The sequence below is a fragment of the Arthrobacter pascens genome (assembly GCF_017052465.1).
GTDB classification, from domain to species: Bacteria; Actinomycetota; Actinomycetes; order Actinomycetales; family Micrococcaceae; genus Arthrobacter; species Arthrobacter pascens.
Genome location: NZ_JAFHKT010000152.1, coordinates 104,386 through 126,861, shown reverse-complemented (window position 1 = coordinate 126,861; position 22,476 = coordinate 104,386). Strand labels below are relative to the sequence as shown.

Genomic DNA, 22,476 nt, shown 5'->3' with positions numbered 1-22,476 from the left:
CAACGTCCGTGCCTGTCTCCCTGGTTCCCTGCCGGCCAGGAAGGGGCGGCCGGCGCCGTCTAGACTCTTCGAAGGACCGTGGCGCCCGGGCTTCTGCCGGATGCCAGTCGCATACGTAAATTTGTGAGGTGGAGATGGCAGGGGTAGGCGAACTGGGCCGGACCGGCCAGACAGGCAGGGGGGACGGGCAGACCGGACTGGCGCGTTCCACCCGGGTAGTGCTGGCCGCCGTCGCTGCCGCAGTGCTGGCCGGCTGCAGCGTGGGCGTCCCTGATCCCAGTGTCCGGCAAACTACACCGGCCACCCCCCAGCCGGCTGCTCCCACCGTCACCCCCGGTCACGACGCCGGCGCCGTCGCCGCGCGCAGCATGCCATTTTCCGCCGGGGCCACGTTGGCCCGCGGTGTTCCGGTGCAGGTGTCCGAAGGGCTGGCGGCAGCGCCGGGGTGGCGGAGTGCCGGGAACTCCGCCGGAGGCGCCAGCGAATACCGGAATTCCGGAGGCTGCCTGGCCGCGGCCAAGGTTCGGACTAACCAGTGGCCGCTCGTGGCAGGCAACGACCGGGAATCGACGGAAAAGCTCTTCGCCTATCTCGATCCCACGATCCTGCCGAAGTACCTGAAACCGGCGGTCCTCCGCTGGGGTGGGGAGCCGGGCAAGCCAGGACCTACCGTTGACGTCCTGGTCTTTGAGCGTGCGGCCCTGCCCAAGGGCAAGGCCGCCATGCTTGCCAGGGTATTCGGGCAGGCGGGTTCATCCGTCTTCGTGACGGTTGCCTGCCCATCGGCGTCGGCCCTTACCGCCGCCAGGGGAGACGTTGAGCGCTGGCTGGCCGTCGTGCCGCCTGCGGAGTAAGGGCCGGGCCCACCCCCTGCTGCGCTACTTTCCAGCGGCCGTGGCGAGCCGGTTCAGTGCGACTGCGCCCACGAAGAGGCCGAAGTCGCGCAGGGCAACGTCATAGAAGTTGCCCAGGATGAGCAGGTTCACGATGATCCCCACCAGCCAGGCGGCCACCACCAGCGAGCCGATCCGCGGACGGACGGCAACCAGGATTCCCGCGAGGATCTCAATGATCCCCACCGCATACATGAAGGTCTGCGCCGACACCGGGATCACCGACGTCGCCACCGGAGCGAGATACGTTGTCCAGTCGGTGAGGAGGTTGGCGAATTTATCGAGGCCAAAGAGGATGGGCGCCACCGTGAAGACGGTGCGCAACAGCAGGAACGCCTGACGGGTCGGCTCCGGCGCCACAGTTTGGCTCCCCGCAGTTCCGGTCAATGCTGACGTTTTCATGACACACACTCCTTCTAAAAGTAGATAGTTTGATTTTAGATCTCTGCCAGCTATTTAGCAATGAATCTTGTTTTTAGAGATACGCTGGAGTCATGACCCGTGAACCAGGAGCGAAGTTGTCGTGGGCGGAACGGCTGGCTGCGCTGGCGTCGCTGGGGGATGCTACCCGGCGGCGCCTCTTTGAATACGTCGCCTCGGCCCAGTCGGCGGTCGGTCGTGACGACGCCGCAGGCGCGCTGGATCTTCCGAGAAGCACGGCGTCGTTCCACTTGGACCGGTTGGTGCGGGACGGCCTCCTCGCCGTCGAATTCAGGAAGCTCGGCGGCAAGGCCGGGCCCGGTTCGGGCCGGCCAGCCAAGCTGTACCGTCCCGCACTTGAGGAAGTGGGCGCGTCCGTCCCGGACCGGAGCTACGATCTGGCGGGGGAGCTCCTGGCGTCGGCGATCGAGTCATCGATGTCAGGCCGAGGTCCCGTCGGCGAGGCGCTCGTTGCCACGGCCTACGCCCGCGGGCAGGCTGCCGCCGGCGGGGGAGTGTCGCTGGAGCAACTGCTGACACGCGTCGGCTACCGTCCCGCTCCCGACGGTCAGGGAGGAATGGTCCTCCTGAACTGTCCGTTCCACCGGCTGGCGGAGGGCCACGCGGACGTCGTGTGCGCCATGAACGGCGCTTTCCTCAGCGGTGCCGCGTCCGCCTGCGGGGTGCCGGAAGAGAAGGTGGAGGAGGACCGGTCCGCCGGACGCTGTTGCGCCAGGATCAGGCCCTAACCAGAGCTTTGTAGAATTAACCCGTGCCTGCTTACCTGGATCATGCTGCCACCACGCCCATAGCCGCCGAGGCGCTGGCTGCGCTGACCCGCGAGTTGGCTCGGACCGGAAACCCGTCATCGCTGCACGGCGCAGGACGGCGGGCACGCCGCTCCGTCGAAGACGCCCGGGAAACCCTTGCCGCGGCCGCAGGCGCCCATCCGTCGGAGGTCATCTTCACCTCGGGCGGAACCGAGGCCGACAACCTTGCGGTCAAGGGACTTTACTGGTCCAGGCGCAGCGAAGACCCGGGGCGGCACCGGATCCTCTGCTCCGCCGTCGAGCATCACGCCGTTATGGACACGGTGGAGTGGCTGCAGCGGCACGAAGGTGCCGACGTCACCTGGCTGCCCGTGGACTCGAACGGGGTGCTGGACCTCGGCGTCCTCGAAGCCGAACTCCTCCGCGATCCACAGTCAATCGCCCTAGTGACGGTCATGTGGGCAAACAACGAGGTGGGCACCATCCAGCCGGTGCAGCGAATCGTCGAGCTGTCCCACGCCGCAGGCGTGCCTGTCCACTCCGACGCCGTCCAGGCATTCGGTTCCATTCCGGTGGACTTCAAGGAGTCCGGCCTGGACGCCATGTCCATCTCCGGCCACAAGATCGGCGGGCCAGTGGGTGTGGGCGCACTGCTGCTGGGACGTGCGGTGAAGCTCACGCCGGTCCAGCACGGCGGCGGCCAGGAGCGGGACGTCCGCTCCGGCACCCTGGATACAGCATCCATCGCGGCTTTTGCCGCCGCCGCCCAGACAGCGGCGAAGAACCTGGCCGCGGAGTCCGCCCGGATCTCCGGCCTGAGGGACCGGCTGATCGCAGGCGTCCACGACGCCGTCCCGTCGGCTGTGCTGCGTGGAGCACCCGGGCCGGGCAGGCTGCCCGGGAACGCACACTTCACCTTCCCGGGCTGCGAAGGTGATTCACTGCTCTTCCTCCTGGACCTTGCCGGCGTCGAATCGTCCACCGGCTCGGCCTGCACGGCTGGTGTGCCCCGCCCGTCCCATGTACTGCTTGCGATGGGACTGGACGAAGAAACAGCCCGCGGAGCCCAGCGTTTTACGCTCGGCCATCCCTCGACCGACGCGGACGTCGACGCACTCCTGGCGGCCCTGCCCGAAGCGTACACCCGTGCCCGGCAGGCAGGAATGGCAGGCCATGAGTCGTCTATCCAGACGGCCGGAACCGTGGCGCGTCAGGATTCCGGCATCAGCTGATCGAAGGGCACCGCCGGGTCGGACAGCGCTGCGGCTGCGACGTCCGAGCGGGCTGAGATGAGTGCTTTGATGGTCTTCTGTGCGCTTGGCTTACTGGACTTGGGCCAGTTGACGCTCATCCCGGCCACCACCTGTCCCTTCCGCTGCCAGAAGGCCACGAATTCTTTCGATTCCAGGGACCCGCGGATGACTGGCGCGGCATCTGCTGCGAGCGAGGGAAAGCCGGAATACTCCATGCTGACGTCATACTGGTCGGTGTAAAAGTACGGGACGGCGTCCAGAACGGCGTCCTGGCCGAGCATGGCTTTGCCCGCCACCTTGCCCCCGTTGAGGGCGTTGGCCCAGTGCTCGCTGCGGTAGTGCTCCCCGGTGAACGGGTGCAGGGCGTTCGCAACATCGCCGGCCGCGAAGATGTCCGGTGCGCTCGTCCTCAGCGAGGCGTCCGTCAGGATCCCGTTCCGGAGCTCCAGCCCGGCCGCGCCTGCCAAGGCAGTGTCCGGCACCACGCCTACGGCGATGACCACGATGTCCGCCGGCAGCCGCTCGCCCGAATCGGTGAGGACCCCCGTGACTTTGCCCGCGTGGCCGGTGATTTCGCGTGCCGAGCCGGGCAGCACGAACCGTACGCCGTTGCCCTCATGCAGCGTCCGGAAGAACCGGCCCAGCTCAGGCCCTATGGCACCTCCGAGCGGTACCTCCTCCAGCCCCAGGAGGGTGACGTGGTTGCCGTAGCTGCTCGCCGCGGCCGCCAGCTCCATGCCGATCCAGCCGGAGCCGATCATGACAACGTTGCGGCCGCCGTCTGCGAGCTGCTCCCGCAGGTGCCGGCTGTCATCGAGCGTCCGGAAAGTGCTGACGCCGTCGAGCCCGCTGCCTGGCAGCTTCAGGGGCCGGGGGAGCGCGCCCGTGGCGAGCAGCAGGGCGCCGTACCCCTCGGACGTGCCGTCGGCGTACCGGACGGTGTGTCCGGCGGGGTCCACTTCGGTCACCGGAACGCCCAGCCGGAGGGTGACATTGTTCTCCGTGTACCAGGTCTCCGGCACGACCTCCACGGCGTCCTCCCCGGCTTTGCCCAGCAGGTATTCCTTGGACAGCGGCGGCCTGATGTAGGGGTGGTGGGACTCCGCTCCGGCGATGATGATGTCGCCGTGGAAACCTTCGGTGCGCAGCGTGCGGGCGGCCGTTGCCCCGGCCAGCCCCGCGCCGGCAATAACGATGTTCTCAGGGGACATTGTCCGCTCGATTCGTCAGGCAGGCCACGCGGCCCGGCACTCTAAAACCAGTTCTTTTGACGTTAGAAGAGTACAGAGTGGCCGTCAAGGCAATTTAGGTCAGATTCCGCCGGGCGATAGAATAAGGAGGCGTGCAGTGCAACTTGTTTCGCCGCACTGCTCCCAAGAGCGGCAGGGACACCCCGCCGCCCCCTATATCAGCCCACAGAAAGCATCAATGCGAGTTCTAGCAGCCATGAGCGGCGGAGTTGACTCCGCCGTTGCCGCCGCCCGCGCCGTCGAGGCGGGGCACGACGTCGTCGGGGTCCATCTGGCGCTGTCCCGGATGCCCGGCACCCTGCGTACGGGAAGCAGGGGCTGCTGCACCATCGAGGACTCCCGCGACGCCTGGCGTGCCTGCGACGTTTTGGGCATCCCGTACTACGTGTGGGACTTCTCCGAGCGGTTCAAGGAGGATGTGGTCCAGGACTTCATCGACGAATACGCCGCGGGCCGCACCCCGAATCCCTGCATGCGGTGCAACGAACGCATCAAGTTCGCTGCCCTGCTGGAGAAGGCCATCGCCCTCGGGTTCGATGCCGTGTGTACGGGGCACTATGCCAAGGTGATCAACGACGCCGACGGCAACCCCGAGCTGCACCGCGCCGCTGACTGGGCCAAGGACCAGAGCTACGTACTGGGCGTGCTGACGCATGAGCAGCTCAAGCACTCGATGTTCCCCCTCGCCGATACTCCGTCCAAGGCCGAGGTGCGGGCAGAAGCCGAACGGCGCGGGCTCTCCGTGGCCAACAAGCCGGACAGCCATGACATCTGCTTCATCCCCGACGGCGACACCGCCGGCTGGCTTGCGGAGAAGATCGAGATGACCTCCGGTGACATCGTGGACGAGTCCGGATCCAAAGTGGGCGAGCACCCCGGGGCCAACGCCTTCACCGTGGGACAGCGCCGCGGCCTGAAGCTCGGCCGGCCAGCCGCCGACGGAAAGCCCAGGTTCGTCCTCGAAATCCGGCCCAAGGAGAACAAGGTAGTTGTCGGGCCGGAGGCTCTCCTCGCCATCGACGAGATCCGCGGCATCAAGGTTTCCTGGGCCGGGCTGCCCATCGGCGAAGTGGGCACGGGTGCCGACTTCGACTGCTATGCGCAGGTCCGCGCGCACGGCGATCCCGTTCCCGCGAGGGCACGGGTGGAGCGCGTTGCCGATGACGGCGGCGTGGAACGAGACAGCCTCGTGGTCACACTGACTGAGCCGCTCCGGGGGGTTGCTCCCGGCCAGACGGTGGTGCTGTACCAGGGCAGCCGGGTCCTTGGCCAAGCCACGATCGACGCCGCCCGCTCGCTGCAGCGCGCCGAGCTGAAGTAGCCCACTGATTTGAAATAACCAGACCCCATTTCGGACCACAGGACGGCCGGCGGATTTTCCGCCGGCCGTCTTTCGTACCCGCGAGTAGGTTCCGAGCCTCCCTATGGTAAATTTTGTGTCTCATCTCACAAGATGCAACGTTTCACCGGGCAACCGTCTGATTCAATCAAGGCATCAGGCCAGCGCGCCGCCCGCACTATTCATGCCGGGCTCCGCGCGTCTTCATCGAACAGAAAGTTCACAGATGGCAATGAACAACAAAGCCGTGCGGAGCGCTATCGCGTTCGCGGGCATGTCCGCTTTCGCACTGACTGCCTGCACGGGCCCGTCCGGTGGCGGAACGTCCACCGGCGAAGCCGGCGGTGGCACCATCACCTACGGGACCACCGACAAAGTAGTCAGCCTTGACCCGGCCGGTTCCTACGAGGCCGGATCGTTCATGGTGATGAACCAGATTTACCCGTTTCTCCTGAACGCCAAGCCGGGGAGCGCTGACGCGTCCCCCGACATCGCGGAATCGGCATCATTCACGAGTCCCACGGAATACACCGTGAAGCTCAAGCCGGACCTCAAATTCGCCAACGGCCACGCCCTGACGTCCTCGGACGTCAAATTCTCCATCGACCGGGTGGTCAAAATCGCCGACCCCAACGGACCGGCTTCGCTGCTGGGCAACCTGAAGTCCGTCGCGGCCAAGGATGATTCCACTGTGGTCTTTACGCTCAAGGCAGGCAACGACCAGGTCTTCCCGGGCGTTCTCGCCGCCAACTCCGGACCGATCGTCGACGAAGAGGTCTTTCCGGCAGACAAAGTCATGAGCGATGACGAGATCGTCAAGGCCAGGCCGTTCGCAGGCCAGTACACCATCGAGAGCTACAAGAAGAACGAACTCGTAAGCCTCAAGGCCAACCCGGACTACAAGGGCCTGCTGGGCAAGCCTGCCAACGACGGCGCCAATATCAAGTACTACGCCGACTCCAACAACCTGAAGCTGGACGTGCAGCAGGGCAACATCGACGTTGCCGGCCGAAGCCTCACCGCCACCGACGCCGCCGACCTGGAAAAGGACTCCAAGGTCAAGGTGCACAAGGGCCCGGGCGGCGAGCTCCGCTACATCGTGTTCAACTTCGACACCATGCCCTTTGGCGCCAAGACATCCAACGCCGATCCCAAGAAGGCCCTCGCGGTACGCCAGGCCATGGCCCACATCGTTGACCGTGAGGCCCTTGCCACGCAGGTCTATAAGGGCACCTACCTGCCGGCATATTCGGTGGTGCCGGATGGTTTCGCCGGAGCGGTCCAGCCGCTCAAGGAGATGTACGGCGACGGCACCGGAAAGCCCAGCCTGGACAAGGCCAAGAAGGCCTTCGCCGATGCCGGGATTTCGGGCACCGTCAACATCAAACTCCAGTACAACCCGGACCACTACGGCAAGTCCTCCGGAGACGAATACGCCATGATCAAGGAACAGCTGGAGAAGTCCGGCCTGTTCAAGGTTGACCTACAGTCCACGGAGTGGGTCACCTACTCCAAGGCCCGCACGGCGGACGCCTACCCGGTGTACCAGCTGGGCTGGTTCCCCGACTACTCCGACGCCGATAACTACCTCACGCCCTTCTTCGTGCCGGGCAACTTCCTCAAGAACCACTATGAGAACCCGGCCGTCACGGACCTGGTGAAGAAGCAGCTCACCACTGTGGACAAGGCCGAACGCGAGAAGGTCCTTGGGGACGCCCAGACGGCCGTGGCCCAGGACCTCTCCACCCTGCCGCTCCTCCAGGGCGCGCAGCTCATGGTTGCCGGGGCCGACGTCAAGGGCGTTGAGCAGACGCTCGACGCGTCCTTCAAGACCCGGCTCGGAGTGATCTCCAAGTAGGTCCGTCCCTGCAGGATTCAGCCAGCCAACGGGGCGGGGCGCCAACCCGGCGTCCCGCCTCCGCGGCCACTGCATGCATGGCCGGCTCCGGCCGGGACCGCAGTGCACCCAAGACTTAGGTAAGTATGACAACTCTCATTGAGGCGCCGCCCAGCGACGCCGACGGACTGCTACCGTCCAAAAAGAAAACTGGCGGCGGGGGACTCGGCCAGTACATGATCATCAGGTTCCTCCTGATCATTCCCACCATTTTCATCCTGGTCACCATGGTGTTCTTCCTGATGCGGATCACCGGCGATCCCATCACGGCTGCGCTGGGTGGCCGGCTTCCCCCGGACCAACTGCAGGAGCGCATCCACGCCGCGGGCTACGACCGCCCCGTGTTCGTCCAATACTTTGAATATCTTGCACAGCTCGTTACGGGCAACTTCGGCACCACGCTCTCGGACAACCGCCGGGTGGTCGAGATGCTGGCCACCTACGGTTCGGCCACGCTGGAACTGACCGTCAACGCCCTCATCGTCGCGCTGCTCGTCGGTATTCCGTTGGGCATGGTTGCGGCTCACCGCAGGGACCATGCCCCCGATGCGGTGCTGCGTGTCTTCGCCATCCTCTGCTACGCCACCCCGGTGTTCTTTGCGGGGCTGCTGCTCAAGCTCACCTTTTCGGTGTGGCTTGGCTGGCTTCCGGTGGCGGGACGTGCCAGGACTTCCAGTGAACTGGCCCTCACGGGGCTGCAGGCGCCAACCGGGATCTATTGGCTGGATGCGGTCCGCAGCGGGAACATGGCCGCGCTGGGAGACGTCATGGCACATGCGGTCCTGCCTGCGGTCGCCCTGGGGCTGCTGACGGCAGGAATTTTCCTCCGGCTCGTCCGGACCAATGTGATCGGCACCCTCGGCAGGGACTATATAGAAGCCGGACGGTCGCGGGGCGTCAGTGAATACCGTCTCGTCACCAAGCACGCCTTCAAGCCCGCCCTCATCCCCATCATCACGGTGATGGGGCTGCAGATCGCGGTGCTCCTGGGAGGCGCCGTGCTCACGGAAACCACCTTCGAGTGGAAAGGCCTGGGGTACCAGCTGGTCAACTACCTGACCGCCCGGGATTTCGTGGCGGTGCAGGGCATCGTGGTGCTCCTGGCCGTCATCGTGGCCGTCACCAACTTCATCGTGGACATCGTGGCCGCGCTGATCGATCCCCGCGTGAGGTACTGATATGAGCACGAACACTCCTGTGGAGGCCACCGTTGACCGCAGGGCGCCCCTGATCAAGAGGCTTCCCGTCATTTCGCATTTCAACAAGAGCGTAGGACTGCAACGCGGCATGCTGGTCACGGGCCTCGTCCTGACCGGAATTTTCCTCCTGACAGCCCTCTTCGCGCCGCTTATCGCCCCCTACGGTTACTCGCAGCTGTCCGACGCCGCCGGCAGCTTTCCTGCGCAGCAGGCACCCGGCGGGAAGCACTTGCTGGGCACGACCGTTGGCGGGTACGACGTCTTTTCCCGCGTTGTGTGGGGCTCCCAGACCGCCGTACTCGTCATTGTGGCGGCCGTGGTGCTGTCCATCTTTGCGGGCGTCATCCTTGGCCTGGTAAGCGGCTACCTTGGCGGCTGGCTGGACCGCGTCCTCGTGGTCATCGCGGACGCCATTTACGCGTTTCCGTCGCTGCTCGTGGCCATCGTCATGGCGATTGTCATCAGCGGCGGGCAGTCGAGCCTGTTCGGCGGGGTGCTTGCGGCGGCCATCTCGATCACCGTGGTGTTCATCCCGCAGTACTTCCGCGTCATCAGGGCGGAAACCATCCGGCTCAAGGCGGAGCCATTCGTCGAGTCGGCCAAGGTGGTGGGTGCCTCCAATATCCGCATCATGAGCAGGCACATCTACAAAAATGCCACGCGGACACTGCCCCTGATCTTCACGCTCAACGCCTCCGAAGCGATCCTCACGCTGGCAGGGCTGGGCTTCCTGGGCTTCGGCATCGAGCCCAGCTCGGCCGCCGAATGGGGCTTCGACCTGAAGCAGGCGCTCGCAGACACAACCTCCGGCATCTGGTGGACGGGCGTGTTCCCCGGTCTCGCGATCGTCTGGACCGTCCTTGGCCTCACGCTCGTCGGGGAAAGTATCAACGACCTCAACGATCCCCGCCTGCGCGGCCGCAGGAAGGCAGCTTCCGGCGCCGGCGGCCCGGACTCGACCGCAGCCGCCCAGGCGGCCCCGCAAGCAGAATCGAGAGTACTTTGACCATCAACCTGGGTCCGTTCACGGACCAACCCAAGCCGGTGGGGCAGCCCGTTCTGGATATCGACAACCTCAAGGTCACGTTCGCCACCGACGCCGGCGACGTCCACGCGGTCAAGGACGTCAGCCTCGAAGTACGGGCCGGCGAGGTGCTGGCCATTGTTGGCGAATCCGGCTCCGGCAAGACCGTCACAGCCAAGGCGATCCTCGGCCTGTTGCCGGAAACAGCCACCAGCGGCGGCGCCGTGCTCATCAACGGCAACAACATCATCAGCATCAGCGCCGCCAAGCTTCGGCAGGTCCGGGGACGCGACGTGGCGATGGTGTTCCAGGAGCCGTCAACGGCGCTGAACCCCGTCTTCACCGTTGGCTGGCAGATCGCTGAGGGTATCCGTGCGCATGGAGGCGGCCCCGGCGGCAAGCGTGTCTCCGCCAAGGAGGCGAAGGCCAGGGCCATCGACGCACTCCGCAAGGTGGGGATCCCCGATCCGGAGCACCGCGTGAACTACTACCCGCACCAGTTCTCGGGCGGGCAGAAGCAGCGCGTGGTCATCGCCGCGGCGCTTGCCCTGAACCCCGGCCTGATCGTGGCGGACGAGCCTACCACCGCACTGGACGTCACGGTCCAGGCAGAGATTCTGGAGCTCCTGCGGGATTTGCGGGACAAGTACGGGACGTCCATCGTGCTCATCACGCACAACATGGGCGTCGTGGCTGACCTGGCCGACCGCGTGGTGGTGATGTACCAGGGCGACGTCGTAGAAGAGGCTTCGGCCAAGTCGCTGTTCGCCGAACCCCGGCAGGCCTACACCAAGAAGCTGCTGGCAGCCGTTCCCCACCTTGGCCGTCATTCGGCCTCCGAAGGAATGGTGGAGCGCGCTCACCAGGGCGGAAAGGTCCTGGTCGAGGCCAAGGGCCTCACCATCGAGTATCCCGGCCGGCTGGGCACCCCCTCCTTCAGGGCCGTGGATGGCGTCAGCTTCACCGTCTCAGAGGGCGAGGTCTTCGGCCTCGTGGGGGAATCCGGCTCCGGCAAGACCACCATTGGACGGGCGATCGCGGGCCTGAACCGGACTACCGGCGGCAGCCTGAACGTACTGGGCTACGAAATGCTGCACCTGAAGGAGAAGACGTTCAAACCGCTCCGCAAGGAAATAGGTTTCGTCTTTCAGGACCCCGCAGCATCCTTCAATCCCCAGCTGACCATCGGGGACTGCGTGGCTGAGCCGCTCATCATCCACACGAACCCAACCCCGGCCCAGGCGCGCAAGCGCGTAGGGGAACTGCTCGAATCGGTCCAGCTGCCGGCGTCGTATGCCGACCGCTTTCCGCACGAGTTGTCCGGCGGACAGCGCCAACGGGCGTCGCTGGCCCGGGCGCTGATCCTGAACCCGAAGCTGCTGATCGCGGATGAGCCGACGTCTGCCCTGGACGTTTCGGTGCAGGCGAAGGTCCTCGAGCTGTTCAAGGACATCCAGCAGGAGTTCGGTTTCGCGGCGCTGTTCATCAGCCATGACCTTGCCGTCGTGGACATGCTCTCGCACTGGGTGGGCGTGCTGTACAAGGGCAAGTTGGTGGAGCAGGGGATCGGCAACCACGTGATGGGAGCACCGCAGCACGACTACACAAGGCGGCTGATCGCGTCGCTTCCGGTGCCTGATCCCACCGAGCAGGCGAGGCGCAGGGAAGACCACCGGGCCTTGCTGGGCATCTAGTCCCGGAGCAACATTTAGGAGTGACAAGGGAGTGCCCACCCTGGCGCCGGCGGGGGTGGGCACTCTCCCGTTCTGCGGACATGGGGGCGGCGCTAGGCGGAAACCACCTTGATGTTGAACGGGCTGTTGCCCTGCGTCATGAAGATCCGCAGCCACAGCGGCAGCCACATTTCCATTCCGCGTGCTGCATCGAGGGAGCCCAGGTCCCGGATGTGCTCCGGCCGCCAGCCGAATTCCGCGAGCAGCCCCCGCACCACTTCCTTGGCGTCCGCGTCGTCGCCGGCCAGAAAAGCATCATGGTCACCGCCGGCCAGCCGCTCCGGAGCCACCATGACGTCGGCACGCATGGTGTTCAGGGCCTTAACCACCCTGGCGGTGGGAAAGTCCCGCTGGATGGTTTCCGCCAGGCTGTCCGTATTCGCTATGGAGAGCGACGGCGGGAACCCCGCCGAATGATCCAGCGGATTGGCCACGTCAATCAACACCTTGCCGTCGAGGTTCCTGGTGCTCGCGGCCGCCAGCACGTCGAGGGACACCGTGCCCGGTGTTGCGTTGATCACCACCTCCCCATCCGCAGCTGCATCGAAAAAAGTGGCGGCTTTGGCCAGCGGCCCGGCGCCGGCAGCCCAATGCACGGCTGCCTCGTTGGTGGCAGTCCGGGACCCCATGGTGACGGCGTGCCCAATCTCCACGAGTTTTCCCGCCAGGGTCCTGCCCGCAACGCCCGTACCCAGCACTGCGATCCTCATGTCCAACCTCCGTCATCGGTCTGTTGCGGAACACTTACATTGTCCGTCCGGCGCCGGCGCGGAGGGCAGCTTAACACCGGCAGAGATTCCAGCCGTGCCCATAGACTGGAATCATGACCGAGCTAAACCATGATCTGCCTGACAGTGAGTCCTACCATCCCGCCGCGAGTTCGCTGGCCGGGCATGTGGATCCCGCAGTGATGGCGGAGCTGTTGTCGATCCGGTCCAGCATCGACAACATCGATGCAACCCTCGTGTATCTCCTGGCGGAACGCTTCAAGGCAACGCAGAAGGTGGGGTTCCTGAAGGCCGCGCATAGGCTCCCTGCGGGGGACCCCGGCCGCGAAACGGCCCAGATCGCCAGGCTGCGGCGGCTCGCCGAAGACGCCCAGCTGGACCCCGCCTTCGCGGAGAAATTCCTCAACTTCATCATCGGCGAGGTCATCCGTCACCATGAGGCCATCGCCGAGGATCACCATAATGCCGCCGGCCGGGGGCCCGGAGGTGACGGTGGCGGGCCGGCCAGCTCCGCCGCAGGCCCGACGACGCCGCTCAACGCCTAAGCCGTGCCTGCAGCAGAAGAGCCCCAGCAGCGTGAGGTCACAGCCACCGCGCTCGGACCATGGCCCGGGCAGGATCCGGTTGAAGCCACCCGCAGCATCCGCGGCGAACTTGGCAGCCCGCACCTTCCGTATCTTGCCGAACTGCCCGGCCGCGGAGTGGGCGCCGACGCCATCGGCCGTACAGCGTCCCTGCTGGTTGAGATGGCAGTGGACGTGCAGCCGCACGGCTGGCGCATTGTTGACCGTCCGGGGCGGGACCTTATCCGGGCGAAGTCGGCGCTCTCCACTGACATCAACGTGCTCGCGGACGTCGCCGGCGAAGAGGACAATCCGGCTCAGGACTTCAAGGTCCAGCTGCGGGGGCCGTTGAGCCTGGCGGCCGGGCTCCACCTGCACAACGGTGAGCGCGCGCTGATTGACTACGGTGCCCGTCGCGATATTGCTGCTTCCCTTGCCGCCGGAGTGGGGGAGCACCTGGCCCGGGTGGGGGCTGCTGTTCCCGGCGCCCGGCTGGTAGTCCAGCTTGACGAACCGGACATTGCCTCCGTGCTGGGCGGCACCATTCCTACGTCCAGTGGCTACCGGACGCTGCGTTCGGTCCCAGGCCAGGAGGTGTCGGAGCTTTGGCGCGTTGTGGTTGACGCCCTCCGCGCAGCCGGCGCCACCGAGGTGGTCATTTCCGTGCCCGAAATTGAGGCGCCCATTGATCGGATCCTCGCGGCCGGTGCAGACGGCATCGCCGTCCCCCTCAAAGCGCTCACGTCACGCCAGTGGGAGCAGTTGGCGGAGGCCGTTGAGGGAGGCAAACGACTGTGGGCGGGCGCCCTGGCCGTGGACAACCCCGCGGCGGACCTCGCGAAGGCCGGCGAGGTTGCCGACGCGGTGTGGCGTCCCTGGCGGCAGCTCGGCCTACCTGCGGCGGCGCTGTGCACGCTCAGGATCACCCCGTCCGGGGGCCTCGACGGATTCACGCCCGCGGGCGCCACCGCAGTGCTCACGCGGCTGACCCACGGTGCCGACGCCCTGAACCAGCTTGCGCTGGGCTGAACAACCCGCCGCGACGTCAGCTCCGCTGTTCCCAGCGATCGGGAGCGGCATATCCAGGCAGGAAGCCCGGCGTCGCATTGCCCTCCGCATACGATTCAAGCCGGTATTCGAAGTGCCCGGCATAGACCAGCACCAGTCCGACCTGCGGCTGGATCACTTTCACCTGGATGCGGTGACGGCCACGGTCCCCGTCTGACGGCTCCCACCACTGCTCGGCATAGGCCTTCGCGTCGAGTGCAGCAGGCAGGGGCAGGCGGAGCGGACCCAGGAACAGCCGGGATGCTTCGGAGACGCCGCGAAGCCTGCCCTCCGGGGTTGCGCTCAGGTTGAGGTCGGTGACCAGCCGGCGGTACCTGCCCACATAGTCAACGAGCCTGGCCTGCCCGCCGGAGACACCGGACGCCGCCGAAGACACGCTGGTGGTGTCCTGGAAGATCCTGGTGCGGCCGGGAAAGAAAATCTCCCGCCGGGCGGTCAGGCTGGAACGGCCGAACGGGTCAAGATGCGCGTGGTTTTCGATCCGGAACGGCACGCTTTCGCCGTATTCGGGGAAAAAGGCCTGTTCTCCTGCCGTCATCCGGAGCAGCGGCCGCAGCCATTGTTGCCGGCACCCAACGACGTCAAAGGTGCCTTCGCCCACGCCATATGTGCCTGAACCCGGGGCGAGCGAAAAGTAGTCCTGGAGTTCAGGCTGCAGCCGGGCGAACCCGGCGCCCATCGCCTGTTCGTAGATCGGCATGGTCATTGGAACCTCCTGGTGGGCTTGGCGTGTCCTGCTGCATCCTAGCGGGCTGCCCCGCGGCCCGGGTCGCGGGGCTGTGCCACAGCCCCGCGACGCCATGCCGAGAATGCCGTCAATAGGACAAAGCAAGGGCAATAAGGGAATATATAACTATGAAGGCACGCATTCTGGTAGTGGACGATGACGAGGCATTGGCTGAAATGATCGGCATTGTTTTGCGCAATGACGGCTTTGAGCCGGTCTTTTGCGCGGACGGCGGGCAGGCCCTGGATATCTTCCGCTCCTCGAAGCCGGACCTGGTGCTGCTGGACCTGATGCTCCCGGGGACAGACGGCATCGAGGTATGCCGCCAGATCCGGTCGGAGTCCGATGTCCCGATCGTCATGCTGACTGCCAAGTCGGACACCTCCGACGTCGTCCGGGGACTGGAATCCGGTGCCGACGACTACGTGCCGAAACCCTTCAAGCCGGCTGAACTGGTGGCCCGCGTGCGGGCCCGGCTCCGGCCCGGCGATCAGAAGGCTCCGGAGACGCTCCGCATCGCGGACGTCACCATCGACGTCGCGGGCCACGCCGTGAGCCGCGGCAGCGAGCGGATCTCACTGACACCGCTGGAGTTTGACCTGCTGGTCGCTCTGGCGCGCAAACCCTGGCAGGTTTTCACGCGCGAGCTGCTGCTCGAACAGGTTTGGGGCTACCGCCACGCAGCGGATACCCGGCTGGTCAATGTCCATGTCCAGCGACTGCGGTCGAAGATTGAACGTGATCCGGAAGCGCCGGAAGTAGTATTGACGGTTCGTGGTGTCGGCTATAAAGCAGGTTCCTGAACCCCAGGGCCAGAATCCCTCCGAAGCCCCCGAGGGCCCCGGCGGATCCGACATGCCGCGCGGCACCGACGGCCCCCACGCGCAGGCTGCCCACCCAACTCCCGAGCACATCGCTCCGGAGCATACCGACGCCCTTTCAGGCGGACTGGCCGGGTTGCCGCTGAGGGTGCGGATCTGGAAACGGCGCGCCCTGATCGTCTCGCTGCGCGTCCTGCGGCTCGTGCGTACCGGGCTGGACAGGGTCTTTCCCGGGATCCGGTTCCTGCTGCGCACCCTCCAGCGCAGGTGGCGGCGTTCCCTGCAATTCAGGACAGTCCTGACTACCCTGCTGCTGTCAATAAGTTCCTTTGCGATCGTGGGGGCGTACCTCTCCAACCAGATTGCCAACAACCTCTTCCAGGAGCGGCTGACGCAGGCGGAGTCGGAGACCCGGTACAACGTCAAGCAGGTGCAGGATACGTTCGACGGCGCCCAGGTCACCGACCAGTCCAGCGTGATCACCCTCGTCTACGACACGCTGAATGCCGTCGAAGGCAGAGGATCTGTGATCCAGCGGCGCTACGTCTTTGAGGCGATGCCCGAGCAAACCAAGCCCCGGAACCGCTGGGTGGAGTCCCGGGCTTCGGACCAGCTGACCGTCAGCGTCATTCCCAAGGATCTTCGGGCCGCCGTCCAGGATTCGGGTAAGGACCAGTTCTGGGCGTCCATGCAGTTTCCGGTGGGCACTGAGGACCGTCCTGGCATCGCCGTCGGCAACAAGGTGACATTCAACGGCACCGTCTACGAGCTCTACCTGATCTACGACCTGGACACCGCCCAGCAGACCCTGGACGAGATCCAAAACGTCCTGTGGGCTGGCGGCGCCGCCCTGATCATCATGATTGGCGGCATCGCGTGGTACGTCACGCGGAATGTGGTCAGCCCCGTCAGCCATGCTGCTGTAGTGTCCGAAAAGCTCGCGGCCGGGCAATTGCAGGAGCGGATGGTGGTCAAGGGTGAAGACGAAGTGGCGCGGCTCGGGGCATCGTTCAACCACATGGCGGCCAGCCTCCAGGAGCAGATCACCCAGCTTGCCACGCTGTCGCAGATGCAGCAGCGCTTCGTCTCCGACGTTTCCCACGAGCTGCGGACGCCGCTGACCACCGTGCGAATGGCAGCTGAGGTGCTGTACGACGCCCGCGACGATTTCGACCCTATTAACAAGAGGTCCGCGGAGCTGCTTTACAACCAGGTTGAACGCTTCCAGTCCCTGCTCGCCGATCTGCTTGAGATCTCCCGCTTTGACGCCGGCGTTGCCATGCTGGACGCGGAGGCCACGGATATCGTGCAGCTCGTTTCCCACGTCATGGAGGGCGCCGCGCCAGTGGCCGAGGAATACGGTTCGGCCATGACGCTGAACGCCCCGGAGGGAAGCACCGTGGTGGAGATGGACGCCCGGCGGATTGACCGCATCCTCAGGAACCTCGTGCTGAACGCCCTGGAGCACGGTGAGGGGAAGCCGGTGAACATCTCGGTGGCGTCCAACGCGACGGCGGTGGCCGTCACCGTCCGGGACCACGGCATAGGCATGACCCCGGCGGAAGCGGCGAGGGTCTTTGACCGTTTCTGGCGCGCGGACCCTGCCCGGGCGAGGACCACAGGAGGCAGCGGCCTCGGCCTGTCCATCGCCACAGAGGACACCAAGCTGCACAGCGGCTGGCTCCAGGCCTGGGGAAACAAGGGTGTGGGCTCCAACTTCCGGCTCACCCTTCCCCTGAAACAGGGCGGCACGATCACGAAGTCACCGCTGCAGCTTGAACCCGCGGATGTCGCCCTGCCCGGTGCCGTTGACCGCACCGTCCTCGTACTGGGCAACCCGGACACGGACGGGGTCCCCGAGGGGCGGCAGGGAACGGCTGCGCCCCGCGACACCGACGTCGCGCCTGCCGGCGATGTTGCACCGGAAAGAGCCGCCACGGGGGAGAGGTCGTGAGGGTGAGGCCGCCGGTGGTGCGCCGCTTAGGAGCGGCGATCGTCGCCGTCGTACTTCTTTTCGTGGCATCGTGCGCCCAGATCCCCCGGTCTGGTCCGGTGGGAAAGAGCACCGATGAGAGCGCGGGTAACCCCAACGCGCCGGTCTTCTTCCCCGTTGCGCCGCGCACCGGATCCAGCCCCGAAGCGGTCATCGAGGATTTCTATCTGGCGGGCAGCGGCTACGAGGATGACTACGCCGTGGCACGCCAGTACCTCACCCAGGCGTCGTCGGTCGCTTGGAAGCCCGACCAGCGCACGCTGGTCTTCCGTTCCGAGCGGGTGGTGAGGACCGGCGTCGAGGGGGTCTTCAACTACGAACTGGATGTTGCCTATTCCGTGGACGCCGACGGCGTGGCCACCCAGATGCCGGAAGGAACCAAGGAGAGCATCCCCGTCACCCTGGCCCAGGTCGACGGGGAATGGAGGATATCCAAGCTTCCGGACGGCACCGCCATTCCCGAAGAGACGTTCAAGGTTATCTACGGCGCGTATCCCATCTACTTTTACGACCCCACGTTCACCTATGCCGTCCCCGACGTGCGCTGGTTCATCAAGAAGAAAACCGTCAAGTCGATGACGAGCGCCCTGCTGGGCGGGCCTGCACCGTATCTCAAGGGCGCCGTGGTCAGCGCCTTCCCGTCCGGAATGAAGCTGGCGCGGGAATCCGTGCCCGTTGTCTCGGGAGCGGCACAGGTGGATCTGTCTGCCAAGGAACTCACCGAAGCCTCCACTGAAGACAGGCTGAGGATGCAGACCCAGCTGGCGCTGACGTTCCGCAGCCAGCCGGATGTCATCAACGTGGAGCTCAGGGCCAATCAGGACCTGGTGCGCGTTGAGGACAACGGTTCGGTGCTGCCGCCGGTTCAGAACAGGAACGTTCCGGCCCGCCAGGTCGCCATCAGCAACAACGAGCTGGTGCGCTACGAAAACAACAGAATCTCGCCGCTGCCCGACATGCAGTCCGTTGCGGGGCTTAAGCCGCGGGCGCCGGCCGAATCGCCGGTCTCGCAGTCCGTGGCATTCCTGGACAGCACCCGGAGCACGTTGTATTCCATGGTTCCGGGGCAGGCCCCGCGTGCCCTGATCACCCGGCGCACGCTGTCCCACCCGTCGTTCGGCCTGCAGGACTGGGTCTGGACCGCCGGTCCCGGCGCGCAAGGAGTCACCGAGCTCACGGCATTCCGGCCCACCGGAATAGCCCAGGGTTCCACGGTGCCGTCCGTGACGCTGACTCCGTCCTGGCTGGCAGGCCGTACCGTGAAGGATTTCCGCATCTCCCGCGAGGGCGTGCGCGCGCTGGTCGTTTCCGAACAGAACGGTGTGACCCGGGTGCAGGTGACCGGCATCATTCGAAGCGCAGACGGGACCCCCAAGGAGCTGACCTCGCCGATCACCCTGCAAACGAGCGCCAGCCCGGACCAAGGTGTCTGGGTCAGCGACACGACGGTGGCGGTGATGGAGGGTTCGGCCTCGGCGAACGTCGCTCCGGAACTGCTTTCCCTCACTTCCACCCAGCCACAGAAGCTCGCTCCGTGGCGCGGCCTGGTGTCCCTCAGCGCCGGGAACGGATCCGAGGAGATTTACGCCCAGTCCGCGGACGGCATCTTCCAGCGGCTGGGTAACGGCTGGTCACCACAGCTGAAGGGACCCACGGATCCCTCGTTCCCGGGCTGATTCTTTCCGGGGTTTTCCACAACGGCGCGGGGGCGTCTTCCATGGCTTCCTTCTCCAGGCAATGCTTGCTGCGTGGAGACCCGACGTGCGGAACCCGTCCGCGGCGCGGCAGGGGACCCTGACCTGGTGCCCCAGCCGCTCAGACGTGCCAAGCACCGCAGTGAACACCGGCGGCGGCTGCTGAGGGCGGCGGATCTGTTGACTGAAGCGGCGGCCGACGTGCTGGCGCTGGCCGTGCCCGTCGAGTGCGTGTGCTGCGGTAACGAGGACAGGGCCATCTGCTCCGGCTGTGAGAGGCAGGTCCGGCTGCTCACCCGGCTGCCGTTCCGGGCCGAGTCCTCGGCTCCGGCCCTGATGGGCACTGACGGCTCCGTCCTGTTGCCGGTGGTGGCGGCGGGCATCTACCGCGAGGAGCTGGCGCAGTCGGTGCTCTCCTTCAAACGCCATGGCCAGGGCCCCCTGACTGCGTCGCTGGCCATGGCGCTGGGAAGGGCGATCCGCGCCGCCGTGGGCGGGGGCCGGGACATCTGGCTGGTGCCGGTCCCCAGCAGCAAGGCCGCCTACCGGAAACGCGGGTTCACGCCGGTCCTCCTTTTGCTCCGCCACCTCCATCGCCACCGCGTCCTCGACGGCCTGGAATGCCATGACGTCCTCCGGAAAATCAGGGCGCCCGCGGCGGCCACAGGCAGTTCCAGCGGACAAAAGGGGCTGAACCGAGGGGCGAGGGCCAGCAGGGTACGCGGCTCGATGCGGGTTGGCTGGGCCGCAGGCGGAAGCGGGCTCGCGGGGCGTCCCTGCATTATCGTCGACGACGTCCTGACCACCGGTTCGACGCTCGCCGAGGCCGCCCGGGCACTGCACCAGGCCGGGGCGGTGGTGCGCGGCGCCGTGGTCCTGGCGGCCACCCGTGCGCCCGACGCAGCACCTCCACGGGGCCCCAAGCCGGGTACCGGAGTCATAGAAAAAAATAAAGGGCGAAAGGATGAATAACTCGTTGCTATGAACTAACGTCGGGTATGGGTACCAAGATCAGTTGTACCTTTCGATAGCGGCTCGGAAAGGGGCTCGACTGTCAATCAGATCGTCCCCACGAAGTGCCGCCGTCGTGTCACCGAAGTCATTTGGAGGGCACCATGGAGTTCATGATCAGCGGACGAAATCTGACGGTCTCGGACCGATTCCGCGAATACGCCGGCGAGAAGATCTCAAAGATCGAGTCGCTTGGGGACAAGGTTCAGCGGGTGGATGCGAAGGTTTCCAAGGAAACGAATGCGCGCCAGACCGGCGACCAGCTCACAGTTGAAGTGACAGTCCTGGGCAGGGGCCCCGTAATCCGTGCCGAAGCAAGCGCCGCAGACAAGTTCGCCGCGTTCGATCTCGCCTACAACAAGCTGCTGGAACGGCTCCGCAGGGCAAAGGACCGCAAGAAGGTCCATCACGGGCGGCACACGCCCAAGGCGGTACGCGAGGCGACGGCATCCCTGGAGCCCGCCAGCGCCAATGAGCCTATTTACGTCGAAGCGAGCAACCGCGCCGAGCCTGCGCCGGAGCCGGCCGAGAAGTCGCCCTACGACGTCGAAAATGACATTCCTGCCGGAGATTCTCCGGTTTTGATCCGCCGCAAGGTATTCCCGGCTTCCTCCCTCACACTGGACGACGCCGTGGACAACATGGAGCTTATCGGGCACGACTTCTACCTCTTCGTGGACAAGGCCACGAACGCGCCCTCAGTTGTGTACCGCCGCCGCGGCTGGACGTACGGCGTCATCACCCTGGACCACTACTGCGAGCCCGGCGAGAACACCTTCGAAGAGAAGATCCACGCCTACCGCTCTGATGATGCGGCCGCAACCGCCTAGGATGGTGCCCTTACAACGAAAGGGCTGACATGGTTGCAACGCTGAGCCTTACACAGGCCCGGCGGATCGCCCTGGCAGCCCAAGGACTGGACAAAGGACGGCCCACCGGACCCGTGACCTCACGGACGGTGGGCCGGACCTTTGCCCGGATCCAGCTGGTCCAGATCGACTCAGTCAATGTCCTGGCCAGGAGCCACTTCCTGCCTTTTTTCTCCAGGCTGGGCAACTATGACCGCGCCATCCTGCAGCAGATGGCGGGCAGGCATCCGCGGCGCATGGTCGAGTACTGGGCCCATGAGGCGAGTTTCATCCGGCCCGAACACTTCCGGGACCTCGTGACGTGGCAGAACCGCACCTGGGTGGGAGCGTCGGCCATGGATCCCGCGCTGCGCTCCGGCGTGACCCGACTCGTGCTGGAGGCCCTGGCCGCCGGAAAACCCATGACGGCAGCGCAGCTTACAGCGACCATCGGCCATGTGGAGGACCGCAAACACGGCAACTGGGGCTGGAACTGGAACGCGGTCAAGCGCGTCCTGGAACACCTGTTTGAAGAGGGCGTCGTCGCTTCCGCATCGCGGACGGACCAGTTCGAGCGCCGGTACGCCCTGACCAAAGACGTGCTTCCGGCCGCGGCCTTGGAGGCGGCCCCTGATCCCCAGGCGGCCATGGACAGGCTCATCGACGCAGCGGCGAAGGCGCACGGCATCGGGACGGTGCGCTGCCTTGCCGATTATTTCAGGGTACCGATGAAGGCTGCGGCCGTATCCATCCAGCATCTCGTCGATAGTGGACGTCTGGAGCCGGTCACTGTTCGCGGCTGGGACCGTACAGTGTTCCGCCACGTCGATGCCCGGCTGCCGCGGACCGCAACGGGCAGGGCCCTGCTGAGCCCGTTCGACTCCCTGGTTTTCGAGCGGCGAAGGCTGGAGGAGCTATTCGGGTTCCACTACCGGATCGAGATCTATACCCCTGAGCCGAAGCGCCGGTTCGGCTATTACGTTCTGCCTTTCCTGCTGCGTGACCGCATCGTGGCCAGGGTCGACCTGAAGACCGACCGCGCCGGCGGCAGGCTGCTGGCCAAGGCATGCTTCGGCGAGCCGGACGCTCCGGCAGACACCGCCGTCGAGCTCGCCGCCGAACTGCTCCTGATGGCCGAGTGGCTGGGACTTGACGAGGTAATCGTGTCACCGGCCGGAGACCTCGCCGCGGCAGTGGGCTCGGCCATTCACGGCGTAGGACGGCAGTATCCGCTCTGAGGGAACA

General features: G+C 65.7%; 20 protein-coding genes. 16 read left to right on the top strand and 4 right to left on the bottom strand.

What is annotated here, in order from left to right; translation table 11 throughout:
• The first annotated feature begins 134 nt into the window (after window positions 1–134).
• A complete protein-coding gene (locus JYA52_RS21390) occupies window positions 135–854 on the top strand; it encodes a hypothetical protein (protein WP_240460682.1) in 720 nt (239 codons plus the stop codon).
• 24 nt (window positions 855–878) lie between these two features.
• On the opposite strand, the gene JYA52_RS21385 is transcribed toward JYA52_RS21390, so the two are convergent.
• Complete coding sequence (locus JYA52_RS21385) at window positions 879–1,295, bottom strand: hypothetical protein (protein WP_205655393.1); 417 nt, start codon at window positions 1,293–1,295, stop codon at window positions 879–881.
• 92 nt (window positions 1,296–1,387) lie between these two features.
• On the opposite strand from JYA52_RS21385, the gene JYA52_RS21380 reads away from it, so the two are divergent.
• Together JYA52_RS21380 and JYA52_RS21375 are read left to right on the top strand one after the other, a co-directional pair.
• Window positions 1,388–2,062 carry a helix-turn-helix transcriptional regulator gene (locus JYA52_RS21380; RefSeq protein WP_205655392.1) on the top strand — a complete coding sequence of 225 codons (675 nt, stop codon included), beginning with the start codon at window positions 1,388–1,390 and terminating at the stop codon, window positions 2,060–2,062.
• 23 nt (window positions 2,063–2,085) lie between these two features.
• Window positions 2,086–3,315 carry a cysteine desulfurase family protein gene (locus tag JYA52_RS21375; protein WP_205655391.1) on the top strand — a complete coding sequence of 410 codons (1,230 nt, stop codon included), beginning with the start codon at window positions 2,086–2,088 and terminating at the stop codon, window positions 3,313–3,315.
• Here JYA52_RS21375 and JYA52_RS21370 read toward each other — a convergent pair.
• Window positions 3,294–4,547, bottom strand: a complete 1,254-nt coding sequence (locus tag JYA52_RS21370) for an NAD(P)/FAD-dependent oxidoreductase (protein WP_205655390.1) — start codon at window positions 4,545–4,547, stop codon at window positions 3,294–3,296. The two genes, JYA52_RS21375 and JYA52_RS21370, sit on opposite strands and share 22 nt — an antisense overlap.
• A gap of 217 nt (window positions 4,548–4,764) precedes the next feature.
• Between JYA52_RS21370 and mnmA the strand changes: the two genes are divergently transcribed.
• The 5 genes from mnmA to JYA52_RS21345 all read left to right on the top strand — a co-directional run bounded on the left by mnmA (window position 4,765) and on the right by JYA52_RS21345 (window position 11,739).
• Complete coding sequence (mnmA, locus tag JYA52_RS21365) at window positions 4,765–5,907, top strand: tRNA 2-thiouridine(34) synthase MnmA (protein ID WP_205655389.1); 1,143 nt, start codon at window positions 4,765–4,767, stop codon at window positions 5,905–5,907.
• A 244-nt stretch (window positions 5,908–6,151) separates the two neighbouring features.
• Complete coding sequence (locus JYA52_RS21360) at window positions 6,152–7,783, top strand: ABC transporter substrate-binding protein (protein WP_205655388.1); 1,632 nt, start codon at window positions 6,152–6,154, stop codon at window positions 7,781–7,783.
• A gap of 125 nt (window positions 7,784–7,908) precedes the next feature.
• The gene (locus JYA52_RS21355; protein WP_205655387.1) at window positions 7,909–9,000 is read left to right on the top strand and encodes an ABC transporter permease; all 1,092 of its coding nucleotides are present in this window, start codon (window positions 7,909–7,911) and stop codon (window positions 8,998–9,000) included.
• Between the two features lies 1 nt (window position 9,001).
• Window positions 9,002–10,027 (top strand): ABC transporter permease, encoded by a 1,026-nt coding sequence (locus tag JYA52_RS21350; RefSeq protein WP_205655386.1) that lies wholly within the window; start codon window positions 9,002–9,004, stop codon window positions 10,025–10,027.
• Window positions 10,024–11,739, top strand: a complete 1,716-nt coding sequence (locus JYA52_RS21345; protein ID WP_240460651.1) for an ABC transporter ATP-binding protein — start codon at window positions 10,024–10,026, stop codon at window positions 11,737–11,739. Before JYA52_RS21350 ends, JYA52_RS21345 begins: the two co-directional genes overlap by 4 nt.
• 92 nt (window positions 11,740–11,831) lie before the next feature.
• Here the strand turns inward: JYA52_RS21345 and JYA52_RS21340 are convergent, their stop codons facing one another.
• On the bottom strand, window positions 11,832–12,488 hold the full coding sequence (locus JYA52_RS21340) for an NADPH-dependent F420 reductase (RefSeq protein ID WP_205655385.1): 657 nt from the start codon (window positions 12,486–12,488) through the stop codon (window positions 11,832–11,834).
• 113 nt (window positions 12,489–12,601) lie between these two features.
• Here JYA52_RS21340 and JYA52_RS21335 point away from each other — a divergent pair, with 113 nt between their 5' ends.
• A complete protein-coding gene (locus tag JYA52_RS21335; protein WP_205655384.1) occupies window positions 12,602–13,051 on the top strand; it encodes a chorismate mutase in 450 nt (149 codons plus the stop codon).
• Window positions 13,052–13,054: 3 nt separating this feature from the next.
• Entirely contained in the window at window positions 13,055–14,098 is a 1,044-nt protein-coding gene (locus JYA52_RS21330; RefSeq protein WP_205655383.1) for a uroporphyrinogen decarboxylase/cobalamine-independent methonine synthase family protein, read from the top strand.
• 16 nt (window positions 14,099–14,114) lie between these two features.
• Here the strand turns inward: JYA52_RS21330 and JYA52_RS21325 are convergent, their stop codons facing one another.
• Window positions 14,115–14,843, bottom strand: a complete 729-nt coding sequence (locus tag JYA52_RS21325; RefSeq protein ID WP_205655382.1) for a DUF4166 domain-containing protein — start codon at window positions 14,841–14,843, stop codon at window positions 14,115–14,117.
• Between the two features lie 149 nt (window positions 14,844–14,992).
• Here JYA52_RS21325 and mtrA point away from each other — a divergent pair, with 149 nt between their 5' ends.
• From mtrA to JYA52_RS21295, 6 genes are all read left to right on the top strand, one after another.
• Entirely contained in the window at window positions 14,993–15,667 is a 675-nt protein-coding gene (gene mtrA, locus JYA52_RS21320; RefSeq protein ID WP_205655381.1) for an MtrAB system response regulator MtrA, read from the top strand.
• Entirely contained in the window at window positions 15,642–17,639 is a 1,998-nt protein-coding gene (gene mtrB / locus JYA52_RS21315; RefSeq protein ID WP_372433970.1) for an MtrAB system histidine kinase MtrB, read from the top strand. Before mtrA ends, mtrB begins: the two co-directional genes overlap by 26 nt.
• A gap of 14 nt (window positions 17,640–17,653) precedes the next feature.
• On the top strand, window positions 17,654–19,354 hold the full coding sequence (locus JYA52_RS21310) for an LpqB family beta-propeller domain-containing protein (protein ID WP_372433969.1): 1,701 nt from the start codon (window positions 17,654–17,656) through the stop codon (window positions 19,352–19,354).
• 72 nt (window positions 19,355–19,426) lie between these two features.
• A complete protein-coding gene (locus tag JYA52_RS21305) occupies window positions 19,427–20,344 on the top strand; it encodes a ComF family protein (RefSeq protein WP_205655380.1) in 918 nt (305 codons plus the stop codon).
• 143 nt (window positions 20,345–20,487) lie between these two features.
• Window positions 20,488–21,213 carry a ribosome hibernation-promoting factor, HPF/YfiA family gene (hpf, locus tag JYA52_RS21300; RefSeq protein WP_205655379.1) on the top strand — a complete coding sequence of 242 codons (726 nt, stop codon included), beginning with the start codon at window positions 20,488–20,490 and terminating at the stop codon, window positions 21,211–21,213.
• Window positions 21,214–21,242: 29 nt separating this feature from the next.
• Window positions 21,243–22,469 (top strand): winged helix-turn-helix domain-containing protein, encoded by a 1,227-nt coding sequence (locus JYA52_RS21295; RefSeq protein ID WP_205655378.1) that lies wholly within the window; start codon window positions 21,243–21,245, stop codon window positions 22,467–22,469.
• Window positions 22,470–22,476: the final 7 nt, after the last annotated feature.